Origin of the sequence: Acinetobacter gerneri DSM 14967 = CIP 107464 = MTCC 9824, from assembly GCF_000368565.1 — a bacterium.
GTDB classification, from domain to species: Bacteria; Pseudomonadota; Gammaproteobacteria; order Pseudomonadales; family Moraxellaceae; genus Acinetobacter; species Acinetobacter gerneri.
This window is the reverse complement of sequence record NZ_KB849555.1, coordinates 1-6431: the sequence shown is the minus strand read 5'-3', so window position 1 is coordinate 6431 and position 6431 is coordinate 1. Positions and strand designations below refer to the sequence as shown.

At 38.1% G+C, this 6431-nt stretch carries 9 protein-coding genes and 1 pseudogene; 7 read left to right on the top strand and 3 right to left on the bottom strand.

Annotated features, from left to right (window positions below; all coding sequences use genetic code 11):
• Positions 1-147: 147 nt before the first annotated feature.
• Together repM and F960_RS21260 are read left to right on the top strand one after the other, a co-directional pair.
• Positions 148-1077: a replication initiation protein RepM gene (gene repM / locus F960_RS21265; RefSeq protein ID WP_004871874.1), complete on the top strand. Its 930-nt coding sequence runs from the start codon at positions 148-150 to the stop codon at positions 1075-1077.
• Complete coding sequence (locus F960_RS21260) at positions 1074-1370, top strand: hypothetical protein (protein WP_004871872.1); 297 nt, start codon at positions 1074-1076, stop codon at positions 1368-1370. Before repM ends, F960_RS21260 begins: the two co-directional genes overlap by 4 nt.
• Here F960_RS21260 and F960_RS21255 read toward each other — a convergent pair.
• Positions 1367-1651 (bottom strand): DUF8583 domain-containing protein, encoded by a 285-nt coding sequence (locus tag F960_RS21255; RefSeq protein WP_004871868.1) that lies wholly within the window; start codon positions 1649-1651, stop codon positions 1367-1369. The genes F960_RS21260 and F960_RS21255 overlap by 4 nt on opposite strands.
• A gap of 202 nt (positions 1652-1853) precedes the next feature.
• On the opposite strand from F960_RS21255, the gene mobQ reads away from it, so the two are divergent.
• Together mobQ and F960_RS21245 are read left to right on the top strand one after the other, a co-directional pair.
• Positions 1854-2816 (top strand): MobQ family relaxase, encoded by a 963-nt coding sequence (gene mobQ / locus F960_RS21250; protein WP_004871865.1) that lies wholly within the window; start codon positions 1854-1856, stop codon positions 2814-2816.
• Positions 2813-3286: a hypothetical protein gene (locus tag F960_RS21245; RefSeq protein WP_004871863.1), complete on the top strand. Its 474-nt coding sequence runs from the start codon at positions 2813-2815 to the stop codon at positions 3284-3286. The genes mobQ and F960_RS21245 overlap by 4 nt, the downstream gene beginning before the upstream one ends.
• A 127-nt stretch (positions 3287-3413) precedes the next feature.
• On the opposite strand, the gene F960_RS21240 is transcribed toward F960_RS21245, so the two are convergent.
• Positions 3414-3980, bottom strand: coding sequence for a hypothetical protein (locus F960_RS21240; RefSeq protein ID WP_004871860.1), 567 nt, complete (start codon positions 3978-3980; stop codon positions 3414-3416).
• 673 nt (positions 3981-4653) lie between these two features.
• On the opposite strand from F960_RS21240, the gene F960_RS21235 reads away from it, so the two are divergent.
• Together F960_RS21235 and F960_RS21230 are read left to right on the top strand one after the other, a co-directional pair.
• Positions 4654-5589: a RepB family plasmid replication initiator protein gene (locus F960_RS21235; protein ID WP_004871859.1), complete on the top strand. Its 936-nt coding sequence runs from the start codon at positions 4654-4656 to the stop codon at positions 5587-5589.
• A 13-nt stretch (positions 5590-5602) separates the two neighbouring features.
• A complete protein-coding gene (locus F960_RS21230) occupies positions 5603-5830 on the top strand; it encodes a hypothetical protein (RefSeq protein ID WP_004871856.1) in 228 nt (75 codons plus the stop codon).
• Positions 5831-5838: 8 nt separating this feature from the next.
• On the opposite strand, the gene F960_RS21225 is transcribed toward F960_RS21230, so the two are convergent.
• On the bottom strand, positions 5839-6108 hold the full coding sequence (locus F960_RS21225; RefSeq protein WP_004871853.1) for a DUF8583 domain-containing protein: 270 nt from the start codon (positions 6106-6108) through the stop codon (positions 5839-5841).
• 209 nt (positions 6109-6317) lie between these two features.
• Between F960_RS21225 and F960_RS22495 the strand changes: the two are divergent.
• Positions 6318-6431: pseudogene (locus tag F960_RS22495) on the top strand (MobQ family relaxase); the annotation flags it as partial.

Sequence of the window (6431 nt, the reverse complement as noted above, 5' to 3'; positions counted from 1 at the left end):
TATAAACGGACATTTGCTCTTGTATAAACGGACATTTGCTCTTGTATAAACGGACATTTGCTCTTAATTAAAGGACATTATAAATATTGACCTTAAAAAGATATTAGATTACATTGTCCTTTAATTAGATAATAATAAGTTCTTCTTATGAAAAATAGTTTAGTCGTGAAAGATAATGCTCTAATAAATGCCAGTTACAACCTAGAGCTAACGGAACAACGTTTGATCATGCTAGCTATCATTAATGCTAGAGAATCGGGACAAGGAATCACTGCGGATAGTAAACTGGAAATACATGCTAGTGACTACGCCAAGCTATTCAATGTATCTGCCGATGCGTCATATAAAGCTTTGAGAGAAGCTGTAAATAATCTGTTTAATCGTCAATTTAGTTATACAGCCGAATATAAAAAAACAGGCAAAGTCGGCATTGTTCGATCTCGCTGGGTAAGCCGTATATTTTATGTAGATGACCTAGCATTGTTAGAAATTACTTTTGCTCCTGATGTAGTGCCTTTAATCACACGATTGGAAGAACACTTTACAAAATATGAAGCTAAACAAGTTGCTCACCTAACCAGTAAATACGCCACTAGGCTTTATGAGTTGCTGATTGCTTGGCGTGAAGTTGGAAAAGTTCCACAACTAGAACTTAGTGAGTTTAGAAACAGATTAGGTCTTGTTGATAGTGAATACACCGCCATGAGTGACTTTAAAAAGCGTGTGCTTGAACCATCAATTAAACAAATTAATGAGCATACTGATATTACTGTAACGTATGAACAGCATAAAAAAGGACGGATCATTTCAGGTTTTTCTTTCAAATTTAAGCAAAAACAACAGCCAAAAGTTGAAGCAAAAAGAGATCCAAACACGCCTGATTTTTTTATAAAAATGACCGATGCACAACGCCATTTATTTGCGAATAAAATGTCAGAAATGCCTGAAATGGGGAAATATTCACAAGGTACAGAAAGCTACCAACAATTTGCTATTCGTATCGCTGATATGCTTTTAGAGCCTGAAAAATTCAGAGAGCTTTATCCAATTTTAGAAAAATCAGGATTTCAGCCATGATTAAATTAAATAACCTATCAACCGATCTAAAGCATGTGACCGTTGAATACCTCGACATCGTAAATTATGAAATTGCGAGGGAAAATATATGCGGTTATATCTTCCTATTATCCCGACTATCCAAAGATGCCGAACCCACCGAAAAAATGCAGATGGAAAGCAAAGTACAGGACTTAATTTACTATCGAGATAATTTGCAGATAGAAGACAAGGACAATATTCAAAAGGTTTTAAATACGCTCATTCCAGAGTATCAAGCCGAACAAAACAACCAAACAGCGAAGAAAAATTAGGCTTCAATGTCGGGCAAATCAAAAAGCTGTCGATCTCTATTTTCTGTTAAATATTCGTTGAGTTCAGCGAGTATTTTTTCTTTATTGGCTTCATTTGCCTGCATTTTCTTAATCAAGTAAGAACCGAGCAAAATTTTACGCCGAGTATCATCCTTGCGCTCCTGTTCTTTCTTTTTGGTACGTTCTCTTGCTTCAATAGCCTGTTTCTGTGCTTTTAACTGTTTCAGCTTCTCTAACTGGGCTTCAATTTTCTTTTCGATATTTTCAGCAGATTTAGTCATAACGGTTAATTTCGGAATATAGAAAACCACTCAAGCATAAGACCCTATGAATTGAAATTCAAGCGGATAATATGCTATCGTGTTTTTCATGAAATGCGCACTTACGACTTGAATTTCATTCAAGTCAACGTTGCGTAAGGGGACACCCCTTAACCCCAAAAAATTGCTACGCAATTTTAAAAAGCAAAAGCAGAAAAACCACATGGCGATTTATCACTGTACGACTAAAACCGTTAACCGCAGTTCAGGAAGAACTGCCGTTGCATCTATGGCTTATCGTGCAGGGGAAAAGCTAAAAGACGAGAGGACAGGGCTGACGCATGACTTCACGAAAAAGGATGGAGTCACCCATACCGAAATTGTGTCCAACCTCAATATTGAAATTGACCGTAGCCAACTTTGGAACTTGGCAGAACAGTCCGAGAACCGCAAAGATGCCCGAACCGCCAGAGAGTGGGTAATCGCCCTACCTGATGAACTCACCGCAGATCAACGTAAGGACTTGGCAAAAGACTTTGCCACGGCCTTAGTTGATCGCTATGGCGTGATTGCAGACTTTGCCATTCATGAACCCAGCAAAGGCGGAAACGATAAAAACCATCACGCCCATATCATGTTGACCACCCGAAAGGCTGAATTAGACACGGATAACAACCTGATTTTGACCACTAAGGCAGATATTGAACTCAGTAACGCCAAAAGAAAAAGCCTAGACATGGGAACAACCCAAGACGAGATTAAACAGATTCGAGAAACATGGGCAAACCTTGCCAATCGTGCTTTGGAACGAGCAGGCATACAGGAAAAAATCGACCATCGCAGTTATGCAGCTCAAGGCAACGGACTACAAGCTACAGTCCATGAGGGAACGAAAGTCACCCAATTACGCAGACAGGGCATAGATACTGAAATCAGCCGTTTTAACGACCATGTTAAACAACAAAATTTCCGATATATCAGCCAACAAACCCTATCGAAAGAAAACACGATCAATAACGGTCTAAGCCGTGCCAATCAAGGTTTTGAAGCATGGCAGAAGAACCAAGAAACCCAGCGTTTAGAGATGGAACGCCAAGCGGAACTGAAAAAACAGCAAGAACGAGAAATGAAACAAGCCGAACACAAGGCATCACCAAGTTTAAGTAAGGGCGGATGGTCAAGATGAGCAACCAAAACGATGATTTAGACGATCAGCTATATATTTTATTGGCTTCAATGAAAGAATATCGGGAAGCCATAGGAGACGATAGGAAGCGATTAGAGACGTTTTACAACCAAGTCGCTAGAGACGTACTAGAACAGTCCGAAAAAACGCTACAGCAAGCAAATAGACAGGCTACAGACGCACTCAAAAGTCGTATTCAAGAGCTAGACCGTGCAACAAGCCGATTGAATACTCAAAATATCGTGATATTTGCCAGTGCCTTTGTCGCTTTGGTGATGATTTTTGTTCTAGCGATATTCCTATTCATCCCAAGCATGGACGAGATTCAACAACGTAGATCGGAAGTGAATAACCTCAAGCAATACAGCCTAGACATATCAAAATGTGAGGGTAAAACATGCGTAAAAGTGATGAAAAAACAATGTGGTTACGGACAAAATGCCGATTATTGTGTGATTGACCCTAAATAATTTCAGGCGGTTACTTTGCTCGGTTATTTCGTCATGACTAAAAAAATATTGCAGTCGCAAAGTGGCTCGACTTTGAAAATGGCTAAAGCCAATTTCAAAGCATCGAGCTAAATCAGAATAGAATTAATTAGAAGCTGATTTGGATATTAACTTTATCAATTTCAATACCTGCTGCATGAGCTATCATTTCTTTAGCTTCGGCAATAATTTCAGATAGTTCTTTTGTTTCGTCTACAGCTTCTTCGGCAATAATTTCAGATTCATGTAAAGCAGTTTCTGCATTTGGATTTCCATTGAAAGTAGACCAATTGAGCTTTTCAATATCAAGGTCAAGATTTTGTAATAGATCATTCGTATTCAAGTACGCCACAGGGTAACGCTGACCTGCTGTTAATTTCTTCCAAGCTTTTTTAAAGTTCTCTGTGTCTGGCAACATTGCGTATTCACTAATTTGAATTAATTTTCTACCAGCATGTTTTTTAGTTGGAATACAACCCGAAATTTTACCAACCATGAAAGCTTGACCATGTCCAACACCATCTTTTACCGCCCATGTTTCTCGATGATTTCGAATTAAAATTACATATTCAGCACTTTTAATACGGTCTGTACGTACTATCCAATAACCCGAACCACCTTCTGATTCCATCCACTTCAAATCTTTTCCTGTAAAGATACCAATAACTTTAGCCATAATTTTCACCCCTAAACGTTAGTTTTGTTAAATCTATACGATAGAATCAATTTAATCAAGTGTTTTATACGCTAGTTTTATTAAATCTATACGATAAAATTTTAACTGTATGGTTTTCAACAATAAACCGAGCGAGTGTCTACGAGCGATTGAGCATTATAAAAATTTCGCCCATGCTTTTTCCCTGATTACTGCTTTTGTTTAAATTCATCACTGTAACTTTTAGCGAGTGTCTACGAGCGAAGTAATATCGCTTTTGCTTTTAAAAAAGCCACGAGCGAAGCGAGTGCCATAAGTCGCTTTTGCTTTTGGAATCCTCGATAGCAGTAACCAAAAAAAACAGCCCCTACAACCGAGCGAAGCGAGGTCAAAATGTCACGAGCGAAGCGAGTGCCATAGGGCTGTTTTTTACAGCAAACCCCTTTTTTAGCTTTTAAAAAGCTTTTAAAGATTTTTCGCCCCTCTACAAGCCATGCTACATATAGCTTTCAGACTTTAAAAAAGTACAAACGCCAAGTATAAAAGTACAAACGCCAAGTTAAACGCCCTTTAAAAAGTACAAACGCCAAGTTTAAAAAGTACAAATGCCAAGTATAAAAGTACACAATCAAACATTGTACTTTATTGGTAAAAAGGTATAATCTTAAAGTGTGTACTTTATTCATGGAATGTTATGGATTTGGATATAAAAAAACACTATCCGAAAGATTGGATAGTTCTACAAAATAGAGTTGCTGAATGCTTTAGAGGTATGTCGCTTGATGAAAAGCGTTTATTTATTATGGCAACGCCTTTGGCAAGGACAACAAAAATATCGAGTAATGACCCGATTTTCATTTCCTCTAGTGATTTCTCAAAGGAATGTGGGATTGATTTATCAACGGCTTACACGGCTTTAGAAAATGCTTCAGAACGCTTATTTACTCGTTTTTTTGGGTACACCACTGCTGAAGGTGACAGGGTGAAAATGCGTTGGCTCAACAAGGTAATTTATAAGGCAGGACAAGGCGGTTCAGAGCTATATTTCACTGATGAGGTGCTATTACTGCTAAGAGAATTTGATGCCTTAAACCCTTACACCAAGTATAAAAAAGAAGTGGTTTTACGGCTTAAAAAGGACTATTCACTAGACTTCTACCACCTAGCCAAAAAACATCAAACAATGGGCGGTTTTCAAATCAGTCTAGATGAACTATTTGAACAACTTGGATTACCTGAATCATATCAAGACCTAAGCAACCTAAAAAAACGTGTACTCAATCCATCATTGGACGAGATCACAGCCAATACTGATATAGACCTCACCTATGAAAATGTGAAACGTGGGCGTTCTGTGGTTGGCTTTAAGTTTATGGTCAAGGAGAAGCCAAAGCCGAAAGTCATCACACCAGGGCGAGATCCAAACACCCTAGATATGTTTTTTAAGATGACAGATGCACAAGTCACCACGTATTCAAGCAAATTGGCTCATTTACCTGAATTTAGTTATCTTGCCACAGGTAATGAGAGCTATGAGGTTCTAGCGTCCAAAATAGCTAAGATGCTCAAAGATGAAGAACAACAAAAAATCTTTGTAAATGCACTAAAAACATTAGGTTTTAAATTTTGATGAGGACTAAACGATGACTGATTTTGAACAAAAAGAAGCTGAACTATTGGCTGAATGGAACAAGGATAATTTTGGATTAAAAGGGCAGCTTCATAAGCTACGGCTTGAATATGTTGAAGCTCAAGGGATATTGAACTCATTGCAAAAAGACCATCCATATTATGACCGCCATGTCAGTCATGTAGATGGTCTTATTACAAGAATCAAGGAATTAGAAAATAAACTTGGCGAAAGTGAATAAGGATCATCCTATAAATCGAAAAGCTTTCTGTCTCGATCTTCGGTTAAATACTCGTTGAGTTCGGCAAGTATTTTTTCCTTATTTGCTTCATTGGCGTTCATTTTTTTAATCAAATAAGAGCCAAGTAAGATTTTACGCCTAGTATCATCTTTACGTGTTTGGGCTAATATTTTGGTGCGTTCTCTTGCTGCAATAGCCTGTTTTTGGGCTTTTAACTGTTTCAGCTTTTCTAATTGAGCTTCAATTTTCTTTTCGATATTTTCAGCAGATTTTGTCATAACGTCCGATTTCAGGAAATAGAAAACCACTCAAGCATAAAGTTCTATGAATTGAAATTCAAGCGAACAATATGCTATCGTGATTTTCATGAAATGCGCACTTACGACTTGGATTTCATCCAAGTCAAAGTTTGCGTAAGGGGAATCCCCTTAACCCCAAAAAAATGCTACGCAATTTTTTAAAAGCAAAAGCATGTCAAGGCAACTGCATGGCAATCTATCATTGTTCAACTAAAACAGTTAACCGAAGTTCAGGACGAACTGCGGTTGCATCAAGTGCCTATCGTGCAGGTGAAAAACTAAAAGATGAACGCACAGGGCTG